The organism is Flavobacterium sp. S87F.05.LMB.W.Kidney.N, from assembly GCF_004366435.1.
In the GTDB taxonomy this organism is placed as follows: domain Bacteria; phylum Bacteroidota; class Bacteroidia; order Flavobacteriales; family Flavobacteriaceae; genus Flavobacterium.
In genome coordinates this window covers 581,925-606,019 of sequence record NZ_SODX01000003.1, presented here as the reverse complement: position 1 = coordinate 606,019, position 24,095 = coordinate 581,925, and the positions used below count along the sequence as shown (strand labels likewise).

General features: G+C 32.1%; 26 protein-coding genes. 15 read left to right on the top strand and 11 right to left on the bottom strand.

Going from position 1 to position 24,095, the window contains the following annotated elements:
• Positions 1 to 25: 25 nt before the first annotated feature.
• Complete coding sequence (locus EDB96_RS11885) at positions 26 to 709, top strand: Crp/Fnr family transcriptional regulator (protein ID WP_057118635.1); 684 nt, start codon at positions 26 to 28, stop codon at positions 707 to 709.
• Here the strand turns inward: EDB96_RS11885 and mazG are convergent.
• From mazG to def, 3 genes are all read right to left on the bottom strand, one after another.
• Positions 706 to 1,476: a nucleoside triphosphate pyrophosphohydrolase gene (mazG, locus tag EDB96_RS11880; protein ID WP_134140967.1), complete on the bottom strand. Its 771-nt coding sequence runs from the start codon at positions 1,474 to 1,476 to the stop codon at positions 706 to 708. The two genes, EDB96_RS11885 and mazG, sit on opposite strands and share 4 nt — an antisense overlap.
• A 102-nt stretch (positions 1,477 to 1,578) precedes the next feature.
• On the bottom strand, positions 1,579 to 2,064 hold the full coding sequence (locus EDB96_RS11875) for a DUF5606 domain-containing protein (RefSeq protein WP_134140965.1): 486 nt from the start codon (positions 2,062 to 2,064) through the stop codon (positions 1,579 to 1,581).
• Positions 2,065 to 2,124: 60 nt separating this feature from the next.
• Complete coding sequence (def, locus tag EDB96_RS11870) at positions 2,125 to 2,715, bottom strand: peptide deformylase (protein ID WP_057118638.1); 591 nt, start codon at positions 2,713 to 2,715, stop codon at positions 2,125 to 2,127.
• 201 nt (positions 2,716 to 2,916) lie between these two features.
• Between def and EDB96_RS11865 the strand changes: the two genes are divergently transcribed.
• Positions 2,917 to 5,139: an FUSC family protein gene (locus EDB96_RS11865; protein WP_057118639.1), complete on the top strand. Its 2,223-nt coding sequence runs from the start codon at positions 2,917 to 2,919 to the stop codon at positions 5,137 to 5,139.
• A 44-nt stretch (positions 5,140 to 5,183) separates the two neighbouring features.
• Here EDB96_RS11865 and EDB96_RS11860 read toward each other — a convergent pair whose 3' ends face one another.
• From EDB96_RS11860 to EDB96_RS11850, 3 genes are all read right to left on the bottom strand, one after another.
• The gene (locus EDB96_RS11860) at positions 5,184 to 6,677 is read right to left on the bottom strand and encodes a malate:quinone oxidoreductase (protein WP_134140963.1); all 1,494 of its coding nucleotides are present in this window, start codon (positions 6,675 to 6,677) and stop codon (positions 5,184 to 5,186) included.
• A 126-nt stretch (positions 6,678 to 6,803) separates the two neighbouring features.
• Entirely contained in the window at positions 6,804 to 7,217 is a 414-nt protein-coding gene (gene ruvX / locus EDB96_RS11855) for a Holliday junction resolvase RuvX (protein ID WP_057118641.1), read from the bottom strand.
• 144 nt (positions 7,218 to 7,361) lie between these two features.
• Positions 7,362 to 7,991, bottom strand: coding sequence for a PAS domain-containing protein (locus EDB96_RS11850; protein ID WP_134140960.1), 630 nt, complete (start codon positions 7,989 to 7,991; stop codon positions 7,362 to 7,364).
• A gap of 262 nt (positions 7,992 to 8,253) precedes the next feature.
• Between EDB96_RS11850 and EDB96_RS11845 the strand changes: the two genes are divergently transcribed.
• From EDB96_RS11845 to EDB96_RS11835, 3 genes are all read left to right on the top strand, one after another.
• Positions 8,254 to 9,069, top strand: a complete 816-nt coding sequence (locus tag EDB96_RS11845; RefSeq protein ID WP_057118644.1) for a 2,3,4,5-tetrahydropyridine-2,6-dicarboxylate N-succinyltransferase — start codon at positions 8,254 to 8,256, stop codon at positions 9,067 to 9,069.
• Positions 9,070 to 9,175: 106 nt separating this feature from the next.
• A complete protein-coding gene (locus EDB96_RS11840; RefSeq protein WP_057118645.1) occupies positions 9,176 to 10,252 on the top strand; it encodes a glycosyltransferase family 9 protein in 1,077 nt (358 codons plus the stop codon).
• Positions 10,249 to 11,022, top strand: a complete 774-nt coding sequence (locus EDB96_RS11835) for a glycosyltransferase family 2 protein (RefSeq protein WP_057118646.1) — start codon at positions 10,249 to 10,251, stop codon at positions 11,020 to 11,022. Before EDB96_RS11840 ends, EDB96_RS11835 begins: the two co-directional genes overlap by 4 nt.
• Here EDB96_RS11835 and EDB96_RS11830 read toward each other — a convergent pair.
• Complete coding sequence (locus tag EDB96_RS11830; protein ID WP_057118647.1) at positions 11,019 to 11,786, bottom strand: hypothetical protein; 768 nt, start codon at positions 11,784 to 11,786, stop codon at positions 11,019 to 11,021. The genes EDB96_RS11835 and EDB96_RS11830 overlap by 4 nt on opposite strands.
• 83 nt (positions 11,787 to 11,869) lie before the next feature.
• On the opposite strand from EDB96_RS11830, the gene EDB96_RS11825 reads away from it, so the two are divergent.
• The 4 genes from EDB96_RS11825 to EDB96_RS11810 all read left to right on the top strand — a co-directional run bounded on the left by EDB96_RS11825 (position 11,870) and on the right by EDB96_RS11810 (position 15,517).
• Positions 11,870 to 12,946 (top strand): glycosyltransferase family 4 protein, encoded by a 1,077-nt coding sequence (locus tag EDB96_RS11825; protein WP_057118648.1) that lies wholly within the window; start codon positions 11,870 to 11,872, stop codon positions 12,944 to 12,946.
• Positions 12,947 to 13,014: 68 nt separating this feature from the next.
• On the top strand, positions 13,015 to 13,986 hold the full coding sequence (locus tag EDB96_RS11820; protein ID WP_134140958.1) for a hypothetical protein: 972 nt from the start codon (positions 13,015 to 13,017) through the stop codon (positions 13,984 to 13,986).
• A gap of 188 nt (positions 13,987 to 14,174) precedes the next feature.
• Complete coding sequence (locus EDB96_RS11815; protein WP_134140956.1) at positions 14,175 to 14,852, top strand: acyltransferase family protein; 678 nt, start codon at positions 14,175 to 14,177, stop codon at positions 14,850 to 14,852.
• 104 nt (positions 14,853 to 14,956) lie between these two features.
• Complete coding sequence (locus EDB96_RS11810) at positions 14,957 to 15,517, top strand: L-threonylcarbamoyladenylate synthase (protein ID WP_134140954.1); 561 nt, start codon at positions 14,957 to 14,959, stop codon at positions 15,515 to 15,517.
• Positions 15,518 to 15,572: 55 nt separating this feature from the next.
• On the opposite strand, the gene EDB96_RS11805 is transcribed toward EDB96_RS11810, so the two are convergent.
• The gene (locus EDB96_RS11805) at positions 15,573 to 16,697 is read right to left on the bottom strand and encodes a cysteine desulfurase family protein (protein ID WP_134140952.1); all 1,125 of its coding nucleotides are present in this window, start codon (positions 16,695 to 16,697) and stop codon (positions 15,573 to 15,575) included.
• A gap of 87 nt (positions 16,698 to 16,784) precedes the next feature.
• Here EDB96_RS11805 and EDB96_RS11800 point away from each other — a divergent pair, with 87 nt between their 5' ends.
• Positions 16,785 to 17,774, top strand: coding sequence for a hypothetical protein (locus EDB96_RS11800; protein WP_057118654.1), 990 nt, complete (start codon positions 16,785 to 16,787; stop codon positions 17,772 to 17,774).
• Between the two features lie 147 nt (positions 17,775 to 17,921).
• Here EDB96_RS11800 and EDB96_RS11795 read toward each other — a convergent pair whose 3' ends face one another.
• Positions 17,922 to 18,473, bottom strand: a complete 552-nt coding sequence (locus tag EDB96_RS11795; RefSeq protein WP_057118655.1) for a Smr/MutS family protein — start codon at positions 18,471 to 18,473, stop codon at positions 17,922 to 17,924.
• Entirely contained in the window at positions 18,454 to 18,648 is a 195-nt protein-coding gene (locus EDB96_RS11790; protein WP_134140949.1) for a hypothetical protein, read from the bottom strand. Before EDB96_RS11790 ends, EDB96_RS11795 begins: the two co-directional genes overlap by 20 nt.
• A gap of 106 nt (positions 18,649 to 18,754) precedes the next feature.
• Here EDB96_RS11790 and EDB96_RS11785 point away from each other — a divergent pair, with 106 nt between their 5' ends.
• On the top strand, positions 18,755 to 19,039 hold the full coding sequence (locus tag EDB96_RS11785) for a DUF2752 domain-containing protein (protein ID WP_134140947.1): 285 nt from the start codon (positions 18,755 to 18,757) through the stop codon (positions 19,037 to 19,039).
• Between the two features lie 186 nt (positions 19,040 to 19,225).
• Here the strand turns inward: EDB96_RS11785 and EDB96_RS11780 are convergent, their stop codons facing one another.
• Positions 19,226 to 19,927, bottom strand: a complete 702-nt coding sequence (locus tag EDB96_RS11780) for a DUF1003 domain-containing protein (protein WP_057118657.1) — start codon at positions 19,925 to 19,927, stop codon at positions 19,226 to 19,228.
• Positions 19,928 to 20,117: 190 nt separating this feature from the next.
• Between EDB96_RS11780 and epsC the strand changes: the two genes are divergently transcribed.
• The 4 genes from epsC to EDB96_RS11760 all read left to right on the top strand — a co-directional run bounded on the left by epsC (position 20,118) and on the right by EDB96_RS11760 (position 24,081).
• On the top strand, positions 20,118 to 20,909 hold the full coding sequence (gene epsC, locus EDB96_RS11775; protein WP_134140945.1) for a serine O-acetyltransferase EpsC: 792 nt from the start codon (positions 20,118 to 20,120) through the stop codon (positions 20,907 to 20,909).
• On the top strand, positions 20,909 to 21,796 hold the full coding sequence (gene cysM / locus EDB96_RS11770; protein ID WP_134140943.1) for a cysteine synthase CysM: 888 nt from the start codon (positions 20,909 to 20,911) through the stop codon (positions 21,794 to 21,796). Before epsC ends, cysM begins: the two co-directional genes overlap by 1 nt.
• A 112-nt stretch (positions 21,797 to 21,908) precedes the next feature.
• On the top strand, positions 21,909 to 22,895 hold the full coding sequence (locus EDB96_RS11765; RefSeq protein WP_134140941.1) for an aldo/keto reductase: 987 nt from the start codon (positions 21,909 to 21,911) through the stop codon (positions 22,893 to 22,895).
• A 142-nt stretch (positions 22,896 to 23,037) separates the two neighbouring features.
• Complete coding sequence (locus EDB96_RS11760) at positions 23,038 to 24,081, top strand: hypothetical protein (protein ID WP_134140939.1); 1,044 nt, start codon at positions 23,038 to 23,040, stop codon at positions 24,079 to 24,081.
• The last annotated feature ends 14 nt before the right edge of the window (positions 24,082 to 24,095 follow it).

The window sequence follows — 24,095 nt, the reverse complement described above, 5'->3', positions numbered from 1 at the left end:
AATTTTGCAGCAAACAAATATTGTCATGAATAAATGTGATCAATGCATTGTACGCCAGCTAAGCTCTTTAAAAGCTCTTAATAAAGAGGAAGTTATAAAACTAGCAAACAGCAAAACCACTTATAAAATTAAAAAAGGTGAAGCCATTTTTGAAGAAGGTGAAGTAACCAATGGTGTTTTTTGCGTGAAAGATGGCGTTGGTAAACTATCCAAATTGAGTGCAAACGGAAAGGACCAAATTGTAAAATTGGTAAAATCTGGCGAACTTCTTGGACAGCGTTCTATGATCAGTAATGAGCCGGCAAACTTAACTGCTAAAGCTATTGCAGACATGGAAGTTTGTTTTATTCCTAAAACTGAAATCATTAATTTCTTTAACAGCAACAATCAGTTTTCTTTAAATATGATGCAGTCTGTGTGCGAAGATTTAAAGGAATCTGAAAATGAAAAAATTGCTTTGGTTCAAAAAACAGTGAAGCAAAGACTAGCAGAAACCTTACTTCATTTACACGAAGCGTTTGGCGAAGACACCGATAAAACCCTAAAAGTTCAACTTACAAGAGAAGAACTTGCTGGAATTATTGGCACTGCAACAGAAAGCTGTATTCGTTTATTATCTGATTTTAATAAATCAGAATTGATCGAATTGGTTGGTAAAAAGATTATGCTTAAAAATGTTCGCGCCTTAAAAAAATTGGCCGATAATTAAAGTTTTTTAGCTTCGTTCCAAAAAACATCCATTTCGGTAAGCGTCATATCCATCAAAGGTTTCCCTAATTCGTTTGCATTACTTTCTAAGTATTGAAAGCGTTTGATGAACTTTTTATTAGTTCTTTCTAAAGCGTCTTCTGGATTAACATTTAAAAAACGGGCATAATTGATCATTGAAAACAGTACATCACCAAATTCGTCTTCAATTTTGTCTTGGTTTCCAGATTTTACCTCGTCTTGTAATTCTTGTAATTCCTCCTGTACTTTGTCCCAGACTTGATGCGGTTCTTCCCAATCAAATCCTACACCTTTTACTTTATCCTGAATTCTACTTGCTTTAACTAAAGCTGGAAGACTTCTAGGAACACCTTCTAAAACAGATTTTTTGCCTTCTTTAAGCTTTAATTTTTCCCAGTTTTGTTTGACTTCTTCTTCATTCTCCACTTTAACATCTCCATAAATATGAGGATGACGGTGAATTAGTTTTTCACAGATTTCATTGCAGACATCCGCAATATCAAAATCGTTTGTTTCACTTCCGATTTTAGCGTAAAAAACAATGTGCAGAAGCAAATCTCCCAATTCCTTTTTAACTTCATTTAAATCATTGTCCAGTATAGCATCGCCGAGTTCATAAGTTTCTTCGATTGTCAAATGTCTCAATGTCTGCAGGGTCTGCTTTTTGTCCCATGGGCATTGTTCACGAAGTTCATCCATGATATTTAATAATCTCTCAAACGCTTGTAACTGGTTTTCTCTATTCATCTTGAAGTTCTTTTAAAATTTAAAACTCGATCTTGTAAAATTAAAAAATCCTGTCAAGAAAACTATCTTAACAGGATATTATATAATTAAAAGAATAACTTACTATTCTTCCTTTTTAGCTTTTGCTTTTTTAGCTGCTGGAGCTTTTTTAGGTTTTTCTTCAGCAACTGGAGCTTCTTCTTTAGTTTCTTCAACAGCTGGAGCTAAATCTGTAACTAAACCTTTTGCTTGAAGCGTATTATACCAGTTTAATACTTTTTTGATGTCTGATGGGTAAACTCTTTCTTCATCATAATCTGGAAGAATCTGCTTAAAATAGGCAGCTAAAGTAGCGTTGTCTTCTTTATGAGAAATTGCTTGACCTTTGTTCTCTTTAACGGCAATTTGCTGCATTACTTCAGTTAATGGTTTTTCACCTTCATAAGTATAAATCGAAATTTCAGACAATAAACTTACATTGCTTTTTAGATTTACAGTAATCTTCTTCCCATCAATTAATGATTCCGCCACAAAACCTGTACGAGTTTGAACTTTCAATTCGTATAAACCTGGTTTCCCTGAAATGGCTAAAATTTTCGTTAAATTCATTTTTATTAAAATTAGTATTAAGAATTTGATTTATTTTTTGTTTCTAAATATCTAGAAAACTTATCTCCCTTTTTTGGCTGCAAAAAACTTCATTCTATATTCCTGAGACGTTTTTCCCTCAGTAATATTTTTTAGTTTCTTTTGAATTAAACGTTTTTTAAGAGACGAAATTTTATCGGTAAATAAAATTCCTTCAATATGATCGTATTCGTGTTGAATTACTCTTGCAATTAAGCCGTCAAAAACCTCTGTTTTCATTACGAAATCCTCGTCACAATATTCAATTGTAACAATTGGTTTTCTGTAAACGTCTTCACGAACGTCTGGAATACTTAAACAGCCTTCATTAAAACCCCACTCTTCACCTTCTTCCTTAACGATTTTAGCATTGATAAAAGTTCTTTTAAAACCTTTTAAATCTTTTTGTTCCTCTGAAGGAAGATCCTCATCATCACTAAAAGGCGTTGTATCAATAACAAACAAACGGATTGGCAGTCCAACCTGCGGTGCCGCAAGTCCAACTCCGTACGCATTATACATAGTCTCGTACATATTTGCGATCGTTTCTTTTAGATTTGGATATTCTGGTGTAATGTCCTGCCCTACTTTTCTCAAAACAGGATCACCGTATCCTACAATTGGTAAAATCATTTGTTTTTATTTATGTTTTTTATGTGCTGCAAAACAGAACTAAACTTCTCATATTTCAGCTGGCAAAAATAGTAAAAAATAGTCAATGAATAATTCTATTACTATTTTATATCATATTTTTTCAAAACCGTTAAAAATCTCAGCTATAATTATGCCAAAATCACTCGTACAATTCTTACCTTTGCTAGTAAACCTCTTTTTATGTTTGATAAAATTTCGAAATTTACCAACAGCACCTCTTTTTTCAATGCTTCTAAAGTAACCATTGCTTCTGTTGTTCCTGTTTTAGTTTTAAATTTTTTAGGTCATTTTGAAATTGGTTTTACAATAGCATTAGGAGCTTTTTATACTTATCCCAGCGATATTCCTAGTTCGCTGAGTCATAAAATTAAAGGATTAATTGCTGCATCTTTTATTGTTTCCGGTGTTAACCTTTTGGTTAATCTGGTTTATCCTTATCCCGTTTTATTTTATCCTTTTTTAGGATTTTTATTATTTCTATGTTCTATGATTTCTGTCTATGGACAGCGTGCAACTTTAATATCTTTCTCTGCATTATTATCTATTTCTCTTTCTTTTGGCCACTTACATGAGGGCTGGCAGGCGTTTGAATACTCTGGTTTTATATTTATTGGAGGAATTTTATACTTAATTGTTTCGCTTATTTTTCATTTAGTACAGCCTTATAAATATGTAGAATTACAAATTGCCGAAGGCATAAAACTAACTGCCAAATATTTAAAATTAAGAGGCGATTTATGGAGTCCCGAAGCGAATAGAAAAGCAATTATCGAAAAACAATTGGCCGTTCAGGTAGAATTAAATCTTATTCACGAAGATTTGAGAAAAATGCTGATCGGAAATCAGAACGCATCTGGAATTACGAGCCAGAACAGAAAAATGCTTTTGGTTTTTATCACATTGGTCGAAATTCAAGAACTTGCACTTTATACGTCTTTTGATCATAGTAAACTTCACATCAAATTTGCAAAGCATCCAGAGGTTTTAAGAACATATCAAAATGTGGCTTATAAATTGGCTTCAACATTAAAAAAACTTTCAAAAAATGTTCGCCACATCAGCGTGTATGTAGACAAAAATGATTTAAAGAACGAGCTTGATGCCCTTGAATTTGCAATTTTTGATTACGAAAAAACTCTAGGAAAAGACGAAGCAGCCGAAGGCGTTTTGATGCTGACCAATATGCTGAAATATGCGAAAAATCAGGTTGGAAAAATCAAGATTATTCAACGTGCATTTTCATTGGCAATGCAGTCTTATAAATTAAAAGACAAGGATAAGGAGCTTGAAAAATTCCTGACGCCGCAATATTATCCGCTTCGAACTTTGATCGAAAATTTAAGTTATTCTTCTTCTATTTTCAGGCATTCGCTACGCTTAACAATTACAATTCTGATTGGTTTTTTTCTAGGTCAGATTCTTCCATTTCAAAACGTTTACTGGATTTTGCTGACTATTGTTGTAATAATGCGTCCTGGTTATGGCTTAACAAAAGAGCGATCTTACCATAGAATGTTCGGAACTGTTTTGGGAGGTATCATAGCTTTCGGAATTGTATCTATTATTCAAAATCACGTTGCTTTAAGTATTTTCTCTATTATTTGTATGCTTTTGGGGATTTCGTTTACACAAATCAACTATAAGATCAGCGCAACATTTGTTACGATGTATGTGGTTTTTATATACGGAATTTTAACTCCGGATATCAATGAAGTTATTCAATACCGAATCTTAGATTCACTCGCAGGCGCAGTTTTAGCTTTTATTGCCAATCAATTTTTGTGGCCCGCATGGGAATTTATTAATACTCCAATTCATATTGAAAACGCAATTCGTGCCAACCGAAACTATCTCAAGGAAATTGCTGATTTTTATAATAAAAAAGGAGAAGTTCCGACTTCTTATAGATTAGCCAGAAAGAATGCTTTTGTTGAAATAGGAAATCTAATGACTTCATTTCAACGTATGATGCAGGAACCAAAATCGAAACAGAAAACAATGCCTTTGGTAAACAAACTAGTGGTTTTAAATCACTCATTATTATCTGCTTTAGCATCGCTGTCAACTTATATTCAATCGCATCAAACTACATCTGCTTCTGAGTCTTTCAATTATATCATTAAAACGATTTTAGCCAATCTTGATCACTCTATTTCTATTTTAAGAAACGAAGTTATTTTAAAAGATACATTTTTTGAAAAAGAAGATGTAACGTTACAATTTGAAGAATTAAAAAGAAAGAACTTTACACGTTTGGCAGAAGATGATGGTTTAGACAAAGAAACACGTCAAGCCAAAATGCAGGAAGCTTCAATGGTTATCGAACAATTAATCTGGATGAGCAATCTTGCCGAAAAAATTCTAAAAAACACAACCGACCTAAAAGCAACAAATCCAGATTAATTCATCTGGATTTGTTTTTTTTTATTCTATTAATTTAAAGAAGCTTATTTTATTTTTAAAACTTCTGCTGTATGTTTTCTAAGTTCTGCTAAAAGGTCCGGTTTATCATTTAAAGTCTGACCATAGGAAGGAATCATTTTCTTTAATTTAGCTTCCCATTCTGGTGTTTTAACTTGATTGGTAAAACATCTGCTAATCAAATCAACCATAATCGCTACGGCTGTAGAAGCACCTGGAGAAGCACCCAATAAGACTGCTAAAGTTCCGTCATGTGTATTAATTACTTCGGTACCAAATTCTAAAATACCGCCTTCTTTTTCATCTTTCTTAATAACCTGAACACGTTGTCCTGCTTTTTCTAATTTCCAATCTTTAGAACGTGCAGTTGGTAAATATTCACGTAAAGCTTTCATTCTATCTTTTGGAGACTGGCGAACCTGCTCAATCAAATATTTTGTCAGCGGGATATTATGATAACCTGCCGCAAGCATTGGAATTAAGTTATTAGCTTTAATTGACAAAGGCAAATCTAAATAAGAACCGTTTTTTAAGAAACGAGTTGAGAACCCAGCAAATGGTCCAAAAAGAAGTGCTTTTTCGCCATCGATTACACGGGTGTCAATGTGAGGAACAGACATTGGTGGAGCTCCAACACTTGCTTTTCCGTAAACTTTTGCCTGATGTTTAGCAATAACCTCTGGATTAGTACATTTCAGCCATTGTCCACTTACTGGAAAACCGCCGTAACCATGTCCTTCTGGTACATTTGCTTTTTCTAGCAAAGGTAAAGAACCGCCGCCTGCACCAATAAATACGAATTTAGTGTAAGCTTTACGAATTTTTCCTGTAGACAAATCTTTAATCTTTATTCTCCAAGATTTATCTTCACGCTGTCTTAGTTTTTTAACTTCGTGATTAAAAAATAAAGAAACGCCATCTAATTTTTCTAAATAATTGAACATACTTCTGGTTAAGGCACCAAAATTTACATCGGTACCAATTTCCATATGTGTGGCTGCTAATTTTTCATCAGCATTTCGTCCTTCCATTACCAGCGGCATCCATTTTTTTAGCTGCTCGACATCGGTACTGAAAGTCATTTCAGAAAAAATTGGATTGCTCTGCAGAGCTTCAAATCTCTTTTTTAAATAATTTACGTTTTTATCTCCCCATACAAAACTCATATGAGGTACGCTTTTAATAAAATTTTCAGGAGAAGGCACTTTTTTTTCCTGCACTAAGTAAGACCAAAACTGTCTTGAAATCTCAAAAGATTCTGCAATACTTATTGCTTTTTTAGGATCGATACTGCCGTCTGCCTTTTCTGGAGTATAATTTAGTTCACAAAAGGCAGAATGTCCAGTTCCTGCATTGTTCCAAGCATCAGAGCTTTCTGCAGCAGCAACATCTAATCTTTCGTAAATTTCAATTTTTATATCCGGTTGTAATTCTTTCAAAATTACTCCTAGAGTGGCACTCATAATTCCAGCTCCAATGAGTACTACATCACTATTTGAACGTATGGTTTCGTCAGGCATAACAGTATTTTTATTTAAAGTGCAAAGGTACTTTTTTAATTGCAAAAAAAAACTAATTTTTAGATGATAAAAGTTAGGATTTTCTAAAAACCTTTAAATTATAAACAATAAATAAGACGAAGAGCGTTATTTTTTTGCGGAAAGATAATCTTGAAGTAAAATTGTAGCAGATATCTCGTCTATTAAACCTTTATTTTGACGCTGTTTTTTACTTAAACCACTGTCGATCATTGTTTGGAATGCCATTTTTGAAGTAAAACGCTCATCTACTCGAATCACTTTCATATCCGGAAAAATATTTGAAAAATGAGTCGCAAAACCATTAATTATAGAAGCACTTTCTGAAGGTTGCCCATTCATTTGCTTAGGCTCACCAATTAATACTGCTTCGACTTTTTCTTTTGCAAAATAATCTTTTAAAAAATCAATTAAAGTATGAGTTGGAATCGTTGTAAGACCTGATGCAATAATCTGCATTTCGTCTGTAACAGCGATTCCTGTACGTTTTTGTCCGTAATCTATAGAAAGGATTCTAGGCATTTATTTTTTTTGACAAATTTACTTCAAAATATTTTTCCAAGTTTTATTTCACTCAAATAAAAGAGATTAAAAATAAAAAAAAAATCCGCCTCGAAAACTCAAGACGGACCTATCCAAATATTTAAACCTAAAAAATAACTCAAATTATCTACCAAACAATCGGCCAAAAAAGCCTCTATGTTCTTCCTCTTCTCCATCTTCTTCTTCAACATAATTAGCAAACTTAGCTTGTGCTTTTTCATGTTCGTAAATCAACTCCTTAATATATTCAACATAAGATCTTTTTTTCTCTTCTAAAAATCCGATTAGGTATTTTTCGCTAAATTCCACTCCGCTCGCTGCTTCGATTTGCAATAATTTTTTATACAAAGGTTCAATATGCATGGCAATTACTTCCTGCGGTACAGATTGTCTTCGTCCAAAATAATTTACAATTACATCATTTTCGTCACGAGCGATTTCAAAGTCGGTAATTACCCAATAGTATCTTCCGGATTTGGCCAGATTTTTTACAATGGCATGAAAGTTTTTACCGTTTTTAAGATTCTCCCAAAGCACTTTAAAAATAACTTTTGGCATGTCTGGGTGGCGTATAATATTGTGCGGCTGTCCCATTAATTCATAATCTTCGTAACCACAAACATCTACAAATACTTCGTTAGCATATTCGATAATACCAAAGGCATTTGTTTTACTCATAATAACTTGCGTTTTATCCCAAGTTACCTCTTTGTCAATAATTACTCTGTTCTTAAGTTGATTTTCTTGATCCATATTTTACTGCTTATATGATTAATTTATTGAATGGAATGTTTTTCAATGATGCGAAATTAGAGAGAAGAAAAAACACAAAATCTGATTTTTGTCATATTTTGACATAAAAAAAACTTCTAGAGGTAGTTTTAGAAAACATCTAATTCATATAGTTTCTAAGTTTTACAAATAAGAAACAAAAAGTTAAATTTGTAACATTTTCAAGTCGTTTTGCTTTTTTGCATTTCTACAAATACGCTATCTTTGCCAAAAATTTAAACGTATGAATTCTTTACAGACTATAATTGAACAAGCTTGGGAAAACAGAGCTTTATTACAAGAAACTACAACAACTGATGCTATTAGAGAAGTAATAGAATTGGTAGACGCAGGAAAATTACGCGTTGCTGAACCAGTTGGTGATAAATGGCAGGTTAACGAATGGGTTAAAAAAGCTGTTGTAATGTACTTCCCAATTCAAAAAATGGAAACATGGGAATCTGGTATTTTCGAATATCACGATAAAATGTTACTTAAAAGAGATTATGCTGCAAAAGGAATTCGTGTAGTACCAAACGCTGTGGCTCGTTATGGAGCTTACATTTCTAGCGGTGTTATCTTAATGCCAAGTTATGTAAACATTGGTGCTTATGTTGACGAAGGAACAATGGTTGATACTTGGGCAACAGTTGGAAGCTGTGCACAAATTGGTAAAAATGTGCACTTAAGCGGTGGTGTAGGTATTGGTGGTGTTCTTGAGCCATTACAAGCTGCTCCAGTTATTATCGAAGATGGTGCTTTTATTGGTTCTCGTTGTATTGTTGTTGAAGGTGTTCACGTAGGAAAAGAAGCTGTTCTTGGCGCTAACGTATGTTTGACTGCTTCAACAAAAATCATTGATGTTACAGGTGATGAGCCAGTAGAAATGAAAGGTTTTGTTCCTGCTCGTTCTGTAGTGATTCCTGGAAGCTACACTAAAAAATTCGCCGCAGGAGAATTTCAAGTTCCTTGCGCTTTAATTATTGGTACTCGTAAACCATCTACAGATTTAAAAACTTCTTTAAATAATGCGCTTCGTGAATACGATGTTGCTGTATAGATTTTAAGAAAATATAGTAAAAAAAATCCAAATTTCAATTTTATCAATTGGAATTTGGATTTTTTTTGCTTCAATTTGTAAATTCTTAAAAGACTTAATTCACTATATGAAGATACTTGTAATTCAGCAAAAAATGATTGGTGATGTTTTGATCAGCAGTATAATATGCAATAATTTGCGTACTGCTTATCCAGAGGCTCAAATCGATTATTTAGTTTATGCCTCAACAACTCCAGTTTTACAAAGCAATTCAAGTATTGACAATATTATTTTATTTGAAGAAAAACACCGAAAAAGCAAAAAAGAGTTATTAAATCTTGGATTTCAGATTAGAAAAGAAAAGTACGATTTATTAATTGATGCGTATTCTAAGCTCGAAAGCTGGATAATAGTTTTATTAAGCAATGCTAAACGAAAAATATCTTACAAAAAACCAGGAAGAAACTTTTTATACACTGATAATGTGCCGTTTGAGCCTTTTCCAAAAACAAATTTAGGTTTAGCAATCGAGAGAAGACTTTCGTTATTAGAACCTTTAGATCTCAAAATTAAAATTAATCCAATTCCGAAATTATTTGTTTCTGAAAAAGAAAATCAAGATGCTATTACTCTTTTTGAAAAATATAATGTTCAAAAAGATCGAAAAACAGTTATGATCAGTCTTTTAGGCAGCGAAAAATTAAAAACCTACCCTTTAGAGTTTATGTCTAAAGTGGTTGATTTTATAGCTGATACCACAGATGTAAATATTCTTTTTAATTATTTCCCAAAACAGTTAGAAGAAGCTAAAACCGTTTTTAATGCCTGTAAACCTTCAACACAAGCAAAAATTTATTTTGATTTATTGGGAGGAGATTTGCGCTCCTTTATTGGCCTCATGAATCAATGTGATTTGATTATTGGTAACGATGGCGGTGCAATAAATATGGCAAAAGCCCTTGAAAAACCATCGTTTATCATTTTCTCGCCTTGGATTGAAAAGAAAATCTGGGCCACTTTTGAAGACGGAATTCATCATCTTTCTGTTCATTTAAAAGATTATCGTGCTGATTTATTTGAGCAAAAAACCGAAAAAATACTGAAGAGGGAAGCCTTATCTTTATACCATGAATTTAAACCTGAATTTTTTGAGAAAAAAATTGAGTCCTTCCTTAGTCAAAACCTAAGCGCTACAATAAAATGATTTTGACAGCAAAACAAGCAATGACCGCATTGGTTATTACTTATAATGAAGAACAAAATATAAAAGATGTGCTGGATAATTTGGCATTCGCAAATGAAATAATCATCGTAGATTCTTTTAGCATAGATAAAACTTTTGAGATCGCCTCTTCATTTCCTAATGTAAAAGTAGTACAGCGTGCTTTTGACAATTTTGCTTCTCAGCGTAATTTTGCCCTGAGTCTTGCTTCAAATTCATGGATTCTTTTTGTAGACGCTGACGAAAGATTGACTCCAGAACTTCAAAAAGAAATCAGTTTCATAACCAGCCAAAAAGATTGTGCTTCGGCTTATTTTGTTCGCAGAAACTTTATGTTTAAAAATAAAAAACTGCGTTTTAGCGGCTGGCAAACAGATAAAATTATCCGACTTTTTAAGAAAGAAACTGCAATTTATAATCATGAAAAAATTGTTCACGAAAAATTAATTGTAAGTGGGAAAATTGGTCAATTAAAAACAAAATTGATTCATTATTCGTATTCGAATTATGAAAATTACAAGCAAAAAATGATCTTTTACGGAAAATTAAAAGCTCAAGAAGAGCTATTAAAAAATACTAGGCCTAATTTTTTTCATTTTTACATTCGTCCGGCTTATCAATTCATAAATCAATACTTACTACGACTTGGAATCTTAGACGGAAAAAAGGGAATTATAATTTGCTACCTAAACGCATTGAGTGTTGCTGTTCGATTTCAAGAGCTAAAAAAAATTAGGTCTAGAAACGACTAAGATTTCCAAAATTTTAATTTCTTTTTTAATCTTTTCTTTCTCGCAAATTCTTCTTGAAAGTGATTAGTTGCATACCACATTTTCTCAAAAATTTCAGACTCTGTTTTATCTGTATAATACTTAGAATATTCATTGCTCATCACTGCAACCATCTCTTTTTTAGGCGTCAAGCGTCTAAAATTATTCATACGCTGTTCAAAACTCATAAAATCATGAAAATTCATTCTATTCAAATCTACCAAGAAAAAATCGTATAGATTTTCAGAAACTTTTTTAATTAAGGTATTTCCAGGCGAATGATCTAAAAACTCTACTCCTTTTTCATGAAGATCAAAAGAAAATTTGGTAAATTGTCTTAATATAGTGTCATGATCTGGATAGGTCGGAATTTCTACCAATTCTCTATATGTCAATTCGGTTACTAAATGTTCACTGGCGTAGTAACTGTCCTTTAAACCAATAAAATTGAAATTTTCAAGAAACGCAATGGGCTCAGGAGTTCCAATTCCTTTTTCCAACAAAAGAGTAGCATATTCAAACGAACGTCTTGCTTTTGATTTTCTAAAATATTTATAAGCGACTTTATTGATTAAATTCGGAACCTTAAATGATTTTATGTTAATCGTTTTTCCGTTTAATTCAAATAATTTAATTTTATTTCGATCGCCGTTTCCAAAAAGAATTCCTATATCATTAAAACCTTTAATACTTCCGATTATGGAGTCCGTATTATTCTTGAAAAGTGGATTTACTTTAAAATTCATCAGTATATTTTTATTAAGTACAAAAGTACATATACAATCTAACACTTCAAATTAATATTGTATTTTCGTAAAAAAAATAAAAGATGCAGCAACAAAAGACTGTTTTTTTAGAAACTCATAACATAAATAATAGAGCTACTGGTTTAGGAACTTTCAATTACGAGTTAATCAAAGGATTATCTCAACTAGAACTTGAAAACTTAAAGCTAACATTAAATGCTACAGATATAAAGCTTCTTGAAAGTGAATTTGGAAACAAATTCGATTACAACAAATACAGTAATTTATCAAGGATGAAATTCTTTAGAGTTCGCAAAAAATACGACCTATGGCATTCTGTAAATCAGAATATAAAAGTTGAACCTTTAATAAAAACCAAATATTTGCTTACAATTCACGATGTGAATTTTGCTGAGGAAATATCTTCAGATATTAATCACAGAAGAAATAAACTTTTTTTAGAAAAATTAAATAAAGCAACTGCCGTTACCTACATATCGGAGTTTGCAAAAAAGCAAACCCATCAATATTTTGATGTTCCAGACGTTCCTGAATATGTTATCCATAATGGAAATCCAATCACTAAATTTCTAGATACATCTTCATATGTACCTAATGTCCTTGTTGACAAACCTTTTTTTTACAGTATTGGCGATTTTATAGAAAGAAAAAACTTTGAATCTATTATTAATATGATGAGATTAATAAAAGATTACAATTTGATAATTTCTGGAAATCATGATAGAAAGTACGGAGAAAAAATAAAACAGTTAATAAAAGATAATGGCTTATCAAATCAAGTTTATTTAACTGGAAAAGTGAGCGATGAAGGTAAACAGTTTTTTATGAAAAATTGCACAGCATTTCTTTTTCCTTCAATAAGGGAAGGTTTTGGCTTACCACCAATTGAAGCAATGAGTTTTGGAAAACCTACATTTTTGTCTGATAAAACTTCACTGCCCGAAATAGGAGGAAACGCCGCCAAATATTGGTCTGATTTTGATCCTGAATATATGAAAAACGTATTGTTTGATGGTTTAAATAATTTTGAAAATAATAAACCTGAAAATGAATTACTTTTCAAACAAAGAGCTGCAAGTTTCAATTGGAAAACAGCTGCTGCAGAATACGTAAAAGTCTATAACAAAATTTTACTGTAATATATATACATAAGCCTCGTAACCAAGATTAAATAGTAAAGACTACAAACCGCATTAGAAATAAAATAATGAATATAACTCTAATAAGTTTAGATAATTTAGGCATGAATGAATGTATTTCGTCTGCTTTAGAAAAACAAGGACACAATGTCCATCATATTAATTTTAGAGATTATAAATACAAATATCCTACAGTTTTTCACAGGGTATATAATTTTGTTTTGAAAGCTTTTTTTAAAAAGAATCTCAAAACACTCCATCACGGAAAAGAAATACTGAAAGAATTAAAAAAAAACAATCAAATTCAGGATGTAATTTTGACAATAAAAGGCGATTTTATTGATCCCGATAGCGTTTTAAAATTCAAAAAATACACCAAAAAATCGATTGGATTTTTTAATGATAATATCTATCGCTGTCCTAAAATCAAACGAGTTATTCCTAGTTTTGATGAAGCATATTCGTTCGAAAAAGAAGACTGCGTAAATTTTAATTTAAATTTCGCTCCTAACTGGATTTACAGTAATAAGACCTCTTCAAATAATGAAATTCCTTTAGAATATGGCGTTTTCAATATTAGTACAATAGATAAAAGACTATCAACATTAATTCGAATAGCTAACGAATTGAAGTCTAAAAAAGTAAATTTTAAATTCATTGTTTACGATAAAAAAAACAAACATAAATCGGGAGATGACGGTATTACATATGTCACCAAACATGTTCCTTTGTCGAAAGTGCATGAATATGCAGACCGTTCTAAAGTATTGCTAGATATTCATCGAAATGGTCAAATAGGGCTAACTTTTAGAACTTTTGAAAGTCTCGGATTAGAAAAGAAACTTATCACAACAAATCCAGATATTAAAAACTACGATTTTTATAACCCAAACAATATTTTAGTAATTGACGAAAATAAACCTGATATTCCTGTTTCTTTTTTCGAAAATGAATATGAAAAAATTCCAGAGTCAATTTATAAAAAATACACGGTAGAGGGCTGGATTGAAAATGTAATTTTCAAAAACAGCACCTTATAAATATATCTTAAAAAATCTAGACCTCTTTGTCGAAATCATTGTTTTTAATTTTCACCAACACTTAACTCGAATTATCTATCTAATTTATTATGTTTTAATTCGTATTTAAATTAAAGCGAATATTTACTTACAATTATTACATGTTTTACAATACTATTCTTTCATTAATTTTATAAGTTTGAGTATGTTTGCAAAAAAATAAAATAGCATCTACTCATTTATTTAGTAGTGCCACAGTCACATTACTAAGTATGAATTTTTCCGTTTTTATATTCCTGATTCCAATTCTAGTTGTTTTAATTTTAAGCGTTTTTACAGTAAACAAAATAATAAAGATAGACCTAAAAGCGGTATTAAGTTTTACGTTTGCTGCTGCAATAATTATGGTTTTAAATAAATCTTCATTGAGACACTTTACTCCTTTTCTTGGTGGAATTATAGTTGCCTTAATAATGAACATGAAAAAGACCGAAGCGATTTTTAAGCAAAAGAAATATACAATTCTAGCCTTACTGCTGTTAGGAGTTTCAGTATATTTTTTTAACGGTGGAAAAAAGCCAATTCAAATTATAATTTCATCACTTGTATTTTTAATTATCGCATCTGGAAATAGCTTTTTCGGAATTCTGTCGAGTGCATTTTCACGTAAATTTGGTCAAATAACATACAGTTTATACTTGCTTCATGGTATTTTTCTATTTATACTATTTCATTTTGTTGTGGGACTTGAAAGAGCAAAAACTTTAACTGATCTTGAATTTTGGATGATTGTAACAGTTTCAATTTTACCACTGCTTTTTATTTGTCAACTGACTTTTAAATATATTGAATCGCCTTTGATGTCATTTTCTAAGACAAAAAAGTAAAAAAAGCAAAATACTTGATTATCCTGCCTATTCAAATAAATAATCTTTTTATTTATAACTTTGCAGCTGTATTATACATTCAAAACCAGTCTAGATTTTTTATAATGAACGAAGAAATAATCAACGCATACGAAGTAATCAAAGAAGGCGGTATAATTTTATATCCAACAGATACTGTGTGGGGCATTGGCTGTGACGCCACAAATCCTGAAGCTGTTGCCAAAATCTACAAATTAAAACAGCGTGCAGAGACACAAAGCATGATAGTTTTGATGAATGGCGAAAAGATGATTTACAACGTGTTTAAAAACATTCCTGAAGTTGCTTGGCAAATCTGGGATTTATCAGACAAACCAACGACTTTAATTCTGGACGATGCCAGAAATGTGGCACCAAATATTATTGCAGCCGATAAATCATTAGGAGTTCGTTTGATAAAAGAACCTTTCTGCTATAAATTGCTGGAGAGAATGAAAAAACCTTTGGTTTCAACTTCTGCAAATATTTCTGGACAGCCTACACCTCTTGCCTTTAAAGACATTAGTCCAGAAATTATAAATGGTGTTGATTATGTGGTAAAATTAAACCAAGACAAAATCAACGGAAAATCTTCTACAATTATCAAATTAACAAACGATTCTCAGGTAAAAGTAATCCGTAAATAAATTTAGATTTTAGAATTCAGATTGTAGATTATTTTAAAATCTGAATTCTAAAATCTTAAATATTTTTCAAACTCTCAATCAGCCAATCGACATCTTCTTTGGTGTTGTAATGGCTAAATGAAATTCGAAGATTGGGCAATTTTAGATCTTCTTCAGAAAGCATTTCTTTTAAAACATGCGAAGGTTTAATACTTCCAGACTGGCAGGCACTTCCTCTCGAAACTGCAATTCCTTTCATATCTAAACTAAAAAGAAGCATTGAAGTTTTATCTGATGAAAAAGGTAAAATGATATTAATGATATTATAAAAATCATCTTTTTTTCCATTAATTCTAAAATCAGGAAAATGACTTTCAAGCTGATCAATAAGATATTTTTTCAATTCTAAAATATAGTTTCTTTCCTCATCTAGTTTTTCATACGAAATAGACAAAGCTTTTGCCATTCCGGCAATTTGGTGTACTGCTTCGGTTCCTGCGCGAAGACCTTTTTCTTGTTCTCCGCCAAAAAGTAACGGCTGCAAACCTGAGTTTTTTCTAACAAAGGCAAATCCGATTCCTTTTGGTCCGTGAAATTTATGCGCACTAGCCAAAATGAAGTCAATGGGGGTCTTTTGCAAGTCGATTTCAGTTTTTCCGACAGACTGGACTGTATCAGAATGAAACAAGGCATTATACTGCTTGCAAATAAGGCTTACTCTTTCTAAATCTAAAATTGTTCCTGTTTCGTTATTTACATGCATTAAACTAACTAATGTCTTTTTCTCATCAGATAATAGATTAGACAAATGCGTTAGATCTAAACTTCCGTCAGCATTTACCTTTACATAATCAACCTGAATATTGTATTCTTCCTGCAGCGCCAAAACAGTATATAGAACAGCGTGATGTTCAATTTTAGAAGTAATAATTCGCTCAACTTTCAAATCTTCAACCGCAGAACGCAGAATCCAATTATCCGCTTCAGTTCCGCCAGAAGTAAAAATTATTTCTTGGGCAGTACAATTGAAATGTTTCGCAATACTTTTTCTGGAAAGCTCTACTATTGTTTTGCCATTTCGTCCAAAACTATGTGTAGACGATGGATTACCAAAATCCTCAACCATAATTTTTGTTATTTCCTGAATTACTTCGGGACGTATTGCAGTTGTTGAGGCATTATCTAGATATACTTTTTTCATCGGGACAAAGTTAAGAAATATCAATTGTCAATTCTTAAATATCATTTGCCATTTTTTTCACTATTTTTGACCCAAATAAATTTTACGATGAAAAAATATGCTTCTCTCCTTTTATTTGCTTTTTTATTAAACGGCTGCGATGATGGAGATTTAACTGTAGAAACAATAGATTTTGAAAGCGTTACAACTTCTCAAGCCTGCGATCCATTAACCAATACTTTAATTTATAAATTAAAAAATCAAGAAGCGCTTTTACTGCAATTGCCAGAAACTGCGGGAATTGTTAATGATCCTGGAACTTATGAGTATCCAATTGACTCAAAAGGTAACGGACAATATCGTGTAGTTTATAGAGCTTATGATGGCGCTGTTGCAACTGCTAATATTTGTGGAGCAATTCCGCCAAGTACTCCTAAAGTTACAGAAGAATGGCTTGCAACAGATGGTATAATTACAATTGAAACTTCACAAATCGAAAAACCAAATACAACTGATGATGGTTCACGCATAACAGGTTATGACCACAGTATTATAATCAAAAATGTAACATTTGCTAAACCGTCTGGAAACCAAACTCAGGCTCAATATGTTTTTGGAACCTACAGTACAACTGTAACTCCTGCTAGTTTAGTTTTCAAAACTAATACTAATGGTACGGCTTACGAATGTGGAGATCTTAAAAAAGTATATAATTACAACAATTCCTTTTATTTAACAATTGATGACATAGATCCTGCTTTAATTGTAAATACAGATACACCAGCAAACCAGCCTAGAACGAGTTTAATTACTGCATCAATGAATAAGGTTTATTATAGAACAGCAAAGGCAGAGACAGGTTCTTTTTCAGAAGCATATATCTGTAATCCGACATCTACACCTGCAATTGACGAAACGTGGAGTGGTCAACTTGGGGTAGCTGGAACAAGCGGAATTATAGAAGTAACAACAACACACGTTGCACAAGTTTATACACACACGATAGTTCTTAGAAATGTAATTTTAGAAAAAGGAAATAGCCATTTTAAACTGGGAAGCCGTTTTCTTTTAGGAAACATCGAAAGAACTGTTAACTAAAAAAATATAGATTTTCGACGAAAATCAAAAAAAATAATTCTTACAAAAAACGTCTGTTTTTCAAAACTGGTTTAATACTAAATCAGAAGGAAAAACAGACGTTTTTTTATGCTCGAAAATGATCGATTTTAAGCTTCTAAATTGGTTTTATTTATTGTTTTGTCTAAAATAAACTTCGGTTGCACCAAGACCGTATTTTTGATAATTGGCATCTTGAAAATCAATTCCGTCATAACGGCCTAATAAAAAATCAAGTTCGGCTTTTAAAATTCCTTCGCCGACACCGTGAATAAAAACGATTTTCGGAATGCGGTTTCGAATCGCAAATTCGATATGTCTTTTTGCCGTTTCTGTCTGTAATGTCAAAATATCATAATTGGACATTCCGCGTTTATTGGGAACCAATTTTTCGATATGCAAATCAAATTCTGGAACGCCAACATCACGCTTTTCTTTCTTTTCTTTAACAAAACTTCTAGGTTTTGGCTCTGTTTTTTCTTTTGAAACTTGATCTAAATCTATTCTTTTAATAGAATTCATTAAATCACTGGAATCTTGAATCTTAAGCAATTCGTTGACAAAAAATGTCATCATAAATCCATCTTCAGTTTCTATCAAAACCTCGTTATTTTTAACCGAAACTACCGTTCCGTTTATGGCTTCATCAAGTACAGAAACCTTATCTCCTTTTACCAGCATCCTTCTCTTCTTTATCGTTATTTTTACTTGGTGTTTTTGCACTTAGCTGCATCATTCCGAACATGAAAACTACAATTGCAATGATCATGATATAGATGTTTTTTTCTTCTGAAACCTGTTCGTAAAACGCAACCGAAATCGCAAGAATCATTATTATAATTTTAAAAGCTTTCATCAATTCAAAGTTTAAGATTTCAAAAGTATAAAACTTTCAAGTAGTACTTCTATCCTGTGCAAAACGTTTGTCATATTTTTTTAGTAAAATTGCAAAAAGATCTGCCATGACTTTAGAGAAATATATGATCCCATGCTTGTTCAAAACCATCTTCGGTTTTGAATGTTTAGGCTGTGGTTTTCAGCGGTCATTATTCTTACTTTTTCAAGGTGAATTTTTAGGAGCTTTTAAAATGTATCCAGCGATATTTACCTGCCTTTTATTGTTCGGTTTTATAGCGCTTCATTTTTTAGACAAATCTAAAAATTACAAAAAATTAGTTTGGAGAATGGCTGCCGTAAATTTCATTTTTATGCTTGGAGGTTATTACTTCAAACACTTTTATTTTTAGATTTTAGTCACGAAGCCTCGGGATAGATTTTAGATTTTAGATTTTAGATTTTAGATTTTAGATTTTAGATTTTAGATTTTAGATTTTAGATTTTAGATTTTAGATTTTAGATTTTAGATTTTCTAAAAAATCGCTTCGCTCTTTTTTGGAATTTGGGATTTTAAAATATTGGAATTTTAAGAACCTTTATTTCTTAATCTGATCTAAAATATCATTCATCATCTCGATTTGCACTTTCTGAATTTCGATTAATTCTTGCTGCTGATGCATAATCAAATGATCGATTTTATCATGAATCATTCTAATTTCTAATTCAGACTTTAGATTAATCATATAATCTTTTTTAGCTCGATTCCTGTCTTTTTCTTCTTGACGGTTTTGACTCATCATAATTACTGGCGCCTGTAAAGCTGCCACACAAGAAAGAATTAAATTTAAAAGAATAAACGGATACGGATCAAAACCTTTGTTTAAAAGAATATAAACATTTGAGCCAATCCAGATAGCAATAAAAACGACAAACGAAATAATAAAAGTCCAGCTTCCGCCAAAATCGGCTACTCTATCAGCTACTCTTTGTCCTAAGTTTCGAACTTCTTCTTCGTCTTCAACAATACTTACTATTGATTTATCTTGTTTTAATGAAGAAATAACACTTTTCTCCATTGCCGAAAGCGCTCCAATTTCTGTCGAAAGATAATTGGAAATATATTGCTGGCGATAAACATTTAATTCGTTTACAGCGATACAATCGTCATCATTAAAATCAGGAAATTCTTTTTTGATTAAACCCAAAATAGGATCATGAATTGATTTACCACAGATTTTTTCGTTTTCACTAAATGGAAGTCCCGAAATTGCACTCTTAAATGTTTTATTATTTTTCATTTTGATATGTTTTGAAAGCTAATTTACGCAATTAACTTGGTAAGAAACACATAAAAAAGTAGTGTTTAGAATTCGTTTTTTATCACAAATACAACTATCTAAACAAAATTTCTTTAGTTAAATCGTGACTTTATTTCCAAAAAACACCTTACTTTTAACGTTCCAAAATTATTCATTCATTTTTACCATTGTGACAAAAGACACTATCATACAAAATATAAAGGCCTTAAAGAGCCATTCGCACATAAACTACGGTATTAAAACCAAAACAGAAGACTTTACAGAAAAGCTTTTTTATACTCTTTTTGATTCAAATGCAGTTTTAGAAGAAAGCATTGATGAATTGGAAAAATGCTTTAAAGAAATCGCTGTTTTAGCATGCAAAAAACCACAAAATTTATGCGGTTCTATGTGGGATAGATTTTTAGAAAAACTTCCAAGTGTTTTAGAAAAATTAAACCAAGATGCCGAGTACATTTTAGAAAACGATCCTGCCTCAAATAGTATCGATGAAGTTTATCTGGGATATCCTGGTTTTTACGCTATAGCTATTTATAGATTAAGCCATGAATTGTACCATTTAGATTTACTTCTGTTTTCTCGATTAATGAGCGAATATGCACATAGGATCACAGGAACAGATATTCATGCCGGAGCAAATATTGCATCGCCATTTTTCATTGACCACGCTACCGGAATTGTAATTGGAGAAACTACTGTTATCAAAAAACATGTAAAAATTTATCAAGGTGTTACGCTTGGTGCATTAAGTGTGAGCAAGGATATGAAAAATGCTAAAAGACATCCTACCGTTGAAGCTAATGTGTGTATTTATGCCAACGCAACAATTTTAGGCGGAGAAACGGTAATTGGAAAGAACAGTGTTATTGGCGGAAATTCATGGGTAACTAAATCTATCCCTGAAGATTCCATCGTATTAAATACCACCACAACAGAAGTCAAAATAAAAGAAAAAAAATAATGGGTCCACAGAAATTATTAAACCTAATTGGAAATACTCCTTTAATGGAAACTGTCAATTTGGTTAAAAATAAAAATGTAAAACTTTTGCTAAAACTCGAAGGAAATAATCCTGGAGGAAGCGTAAAAGACAGGGCAGCTTACAATATGATCGCTGCCGCATTAGAAAGAGGAGATATTAAAAAAGGCGATAAATTAATTGAAGCAACCAGCGGAAATACTGGAATTGCACTGGCAATGATCGCTCAATTATTTGGCATAGAAATCGAATTGGTTTTACCTGAAGATTCCACAAAAGAGCGTACACAAACGATGCGTGCTTACGGTGCCACCGTTATTTTAACGCCTGCAAGCGAAGGAATTATTGGTTCACGAGATTATGCAGACAAAAAAGTAGCACAAGGCGGTTATTTAATGTTAAATCAGTTTGCCAATGATGATAACTGGAAAGCGCATTACAAAACAACCGGCCCTGAAATATGGAACGATACTGCAGGAACTGTTACGCATTTTGTTTCGGCAATGGGAACTACTGGAACTATTATTGGAACTTCGACTTATTTAAAAGAAAAGAATCCAAATGTGCAGATTATCGGCGCTCAGCCAAGCGATGGATCACAGATTCCTGGAATTCGTAAATGGCCGGAAGAATATCTTCCGAAAATTTTTGATGCTTCTAAAGTTGATACTGTCGTGGATGTAAGCGAAGAAGAAGCACGCCAAATGACCAAAAGATTAGCATTAGAAGAAGGTGTTTTCGCAGGAATGAGCAGCGGAGGTTCTGTTGCCGTTGCCTTAAAAATTGCAGAACAATTAGAATCTGGTGTTATAGTAGCAGTTATCTGCGATAGAGGCGACCGCTATTTGTCTTCGGATTTATTTGATTAAAAAAAGATGCTAAGAAACTAAGCTACTAAGGTTCTAAGATTTTAAACACTAAAACTTAGAATCTCAAAAAAACTTAGAACCTTAGCAACTCAGAAACTTAGAACCTAAAAAAATGAACTACAGAAAACTAGGAAAAACAAACTTTAATATATCTGAAATCTCTCTTGGCACTTGGCAGGTGGGAGGAAAATGGGGTTCGGGTTTTGATGATAAAATTGCTGATGAACTTTTGAATACAGCAATAGACAACGGTGTTAATTTTATTGATACTGCCGATGTTTATGAAAACGGATTAAGTGAAACCGCTGTCGGCAGAGTGGTTCGATCGCGATCGGAACGAATTTATGTTGCTACAAAATGCGGACGCCAGATCAATCCTCATGTCAATGAAGGATATACTCCAAAAGTCCTTCAAAAATTCATAGAAGACAGTTTAAAAAGAACTGGTTTAGAAACCCTAGATTTGATTCAGCTTCATTGCCCGCCGACTGAAGTATATTACCGTCCTGAAATCTTCGAACTTTTTGACCGTTTAAAAGAGCAAGGAAAAATACTTAACCTTGGTGTAAGTGTCGAAAAAGTTGAAGAAGCCTTAAAGGCAATAGAATATTCGAATGTAACGACTGTTCAGATTATTTTCAATTTGTTCCGCCAGCGTCCTTCAGAATTATTTTTCTCAGAAGCCAGAAAAAAAGATATTGGTATTATTGCCAGAGTTCCTCTAGCAAGCGGACTTTTAACGGGTACATTCAGCGAAAAAACAGTTTTTGAACCTCAGGATCATCGTAACTTTAACCGTAACGGAGAAGCTTTTGATAAAGGAGAAACTTTTTCTGGAATTGATTATGAATTAGGTTTAAAAGCAGTTGAAGCCCTAAAAGCACTATTCCCAGAAACACCAAACCTCGCTCCTATTGCTTTACAATGGATTTTGAGTTTTAAAGAAATAAGCTGTATTATTCCCGGCGCATCAAAAGTAAATCATGTTCTATCAAATTTATCAGTTTATGATACTCCAAAATTAACTGCAGAGCAGATTTCGGAAATGAATAAAATTTATGATGAATTTATAAAACCTTCTGTTCATCAGCTTTGGTAATCTAATTAAAAAGCAACACATCTTTATACTATATATTTAACACACTATAACTTACAAAATTAGTCTTATTTTATTATTATTTTGGCTTCAACTGACTTTTTTCTACTTTCAAAATTTTCTTCTTTGCAAAAAAATCAAAGCCATGAAAAAAATTAGTTTATTAGCCCTTACCATTTGTTTAATTTTTACTGCATGTAACGCTGATGAAAACATCATTGTAAAAAACAACAAAGTAGAAAATGATTTGGTTACAAAAAATGAAGACTCTAAAAACTTAGAAAAACTGTACAATGAAATTATTGAACTTTCAATGAGTAACACAGAATGTACAGGAGAATGGGAATTTGTTGCCATAGGATCAAAACCTTGCGGAGGACCCGAAAAATATATCCCATATTCCTTGAAGATTAATTTGACCAATTTTCTTGCAAAGGTCAATACCTACAACTTACAACAGAAAGATTTTAACGAGAAATGGAACATCACTTCAACTTGTGTTGTAACCCCTAAACCTATTTCTGTAAACTGTATGAATGGCAAGCCAACGTTGCTATACGAATCTGACAAATTTGAAGAAGAACAAAATCTTAAAAAAATGTATAATGAGATTATTACACTTTCAAAAAATAGTGACTCATGCACAGGAAACTGGCATTTTACTGCAATAGGATCGAAACCTTGTGGAGGTCCTGAAGGTTATATCCCTTATTCATTACAAATTAACACTAATGATTTCCTTGCTAAAGTAAATATATACAATAGCACTAAAATGGCATTCAATGATAAGTGGAAAATTACTTCATCATGTGAAATTGCTCCAAAACCTGAATCTGCTAAATGTATTAATGGCAAAGCAACATTATTATACGAATCTGATAGAGATACAGAAAAACAAAATCTACAAAAAATGTATGATGAAATTATTGCACTTTCCAGCTCTTCAACATCATGTGATGGAGATTGGAATTTTACAGCAATAGGATCGAAACCTTGTGGAGGACCAGAAAAGTATATTCCTTACTCTTTGCAAATTAACACTGTCGAATTTTTAAATAAAGTTAATTTTTACAACATTGCGGAAATGGAATTTAATGAGAAATGGAATATTTTTTCAAATTGTGATTTCGTTACAAAACCAAAATCGGTTGTTTGCGTAAACGGAAAAGCGACATTAGTATATAACTAATATTAAAACACTTA

What these genes read in the sequence shown, in the direction of transcription:
- EDB96_RS11885 (WP_057118635.1), top strand. Translation starts at nt 26, where the DNA reads ATGAATAAATGTGATCAATGCATTGTACGCCAGCTAAGCTCTTTAAAA.
- mazG (WP_134140967.1), bottom strand. Translation starts at nt 1,476, where the DNA reads ATGAATAGAGAAAACCAGTTACAAGCGTTTGAGAGATTATTAAATATC.
- EDB96_RS11875 (WP_134140965.1), bottom strand. Translation starts at nt 2,064, where the DNA reads ATGAATTTAACGAAAATTTTAGCCATTTCAGGGAAACCAGGTTTATAC.
- def (WP_057118638.1), bottom strand. Translation starts at nt 2,715, where the DNA reads ATGATTTTACCAATTGTAGGATACGGTGATCCTGTTTTGAGAAAAGTA.
- EDB96_RS11865 (WP_057118639.1), top strand. Translation starts at nt 2,917, where the DNA reads ATGTTTGATAAAATTTCGAAATTTACCAACAGCACCTCTTTTTTCAAT.
- EDB96_RS11860 (WP_134140963.1), bottom strand. Translation starts at nt 6,677, where the DNA reads ATGCCTGACGAAACCATACGTTCAAATAGTGATGTAGTACTCATTGGA.
- ruvX (WP_057118641.1), bottom strand. Translation starts at nt 7,217, where the DNA reads ATGCCTAGAATCCTTTCTATAGATTACGGACAAAAACGTACAGGAATC.
- EDB96_RS11850 (WP_134140960.1), bottom strand. Translation starts at nt 7,991, where the DNA reads ATGGATCAAGAAAATCAACTTAAGAACAGAGTAATTATTGACAAAGAG.
- EDB96_RS11845 (WP_057118644.1), top strand. Translation starts at nt 8,254, where the DNA reads ATGAATTCTTTACAGACTATAATTGAACAAGCTTGGGAAAACAGAGCT.
- EDB96_RS11840 (WP_057118645.1), top strand. Translation starts at nt 9,176, where the DNA reads ATGAAGATACTTGTAATTCAGCAAAAAATGATTGGTGATGTTTTGATC.
- EDB96_RS11835 (WP_057118646.1), top strand. Translation starts at nt 10,249, where the DNA reads ATGATTTTGACAGCAAAACAAGCAATGACCGCATTGGTTATTACTTAT.
- EDB96_RS11830 (WP_057118647.1), bottom strand. Translation starts at nt 11,786, where the DNA reads ATGAATTTTAAAGTAAATCCACTTTTCAAGAATAATACGGACTCCATA.
- EDB96_RS11825 (WP_057118648.1), top strand. Translation starts at nt 11,870, where the DNA reads ATGCAGCAACAAAAGACTGTTTTTTTAGAAACTCATAACATAAATAAT.
- EDB96_RS11820 (WP_134140958.1), top strand. Translation starts at nt 13,015, where the DNA reads ATGAATATAACTCTAATAAGTTTAGATAATTTAGGCATGAATGAATGT.
- EDB96_RS11810 (WP_134140954.1), top strand. Translation starts at nt 14,957, where the DNA reads ATGAACGAAGAAATAATCAACGCATACGAAGTAATCAAAGAAGGCGGT.
- EDB96_RS11805 (WP_134140952.1), bottom strand. Translation starts at nt 16,697, where the DNA reads ATGAAAAAAGTATATCTAGATAATGCCTCAACAACTGCAATACGTCCC.
- EDB96_RS11800 (WP_057118654.1), top strand. Translation starts at nt 16,785, where the DNA reads ATGAAAAAATATGCTTCTCTCCTTTTATTTGCTTTTTTATTAAACGGC.
- EDB96_RS11795 (WP_057118655.1), bottom strand. Translation starts at nt 18,473, where the DNA reads ATGCTGGTAAAAGGAGATAAGGTTTCTGTACTTGATGAAGCCATAAAC.
- EDB96_RS11790 (WP_134140949.1), bottom strand. Translation starts at nt 18,648, where the DNA reads ATGAAAGCTTTTAAAATTATAATAATGATTCTTGCGATTTCGGTTGCG.
- EDB96_RS11785 (WP_134140947.1), top strand. Translation starts at nt 18,755, where the DNA reads ATGACTTTAGAGAAATATATGATCCCATGCTTGTTCAAAACCATCTTC.
- EDB96_RS11780 (WP_057118657.1), bottom strand. Translation starts at nt 19,927, where the DNA reads ATGAAAAATAATAAAACATTTAAGAGTGCAATTTCGGGACTTCCATTT.
- cysM (WP_134140943.1), top strand. Translation starts at nt 20,909, where the DNA reads ATGGGTCCACAGAAATTATTAAACCTAATTGGAAATACTCCTTTAATG.
- EDB96_RS11765 (WP_134140941.1), top strand. Translation starts at nt 21,909, where the DNA reads ATGAACTACAGAAAACTAGGAAAAACAAACTTTAATATATCTGAAATC.
- EDB96_RS11760 (WP_134140939.1), top strand. Translation starts at nt 23,038, where the DNA reads ATGAAAAAAATTAGTTTATTAGCCCTTACCATTTGTTTAATTTTTACT.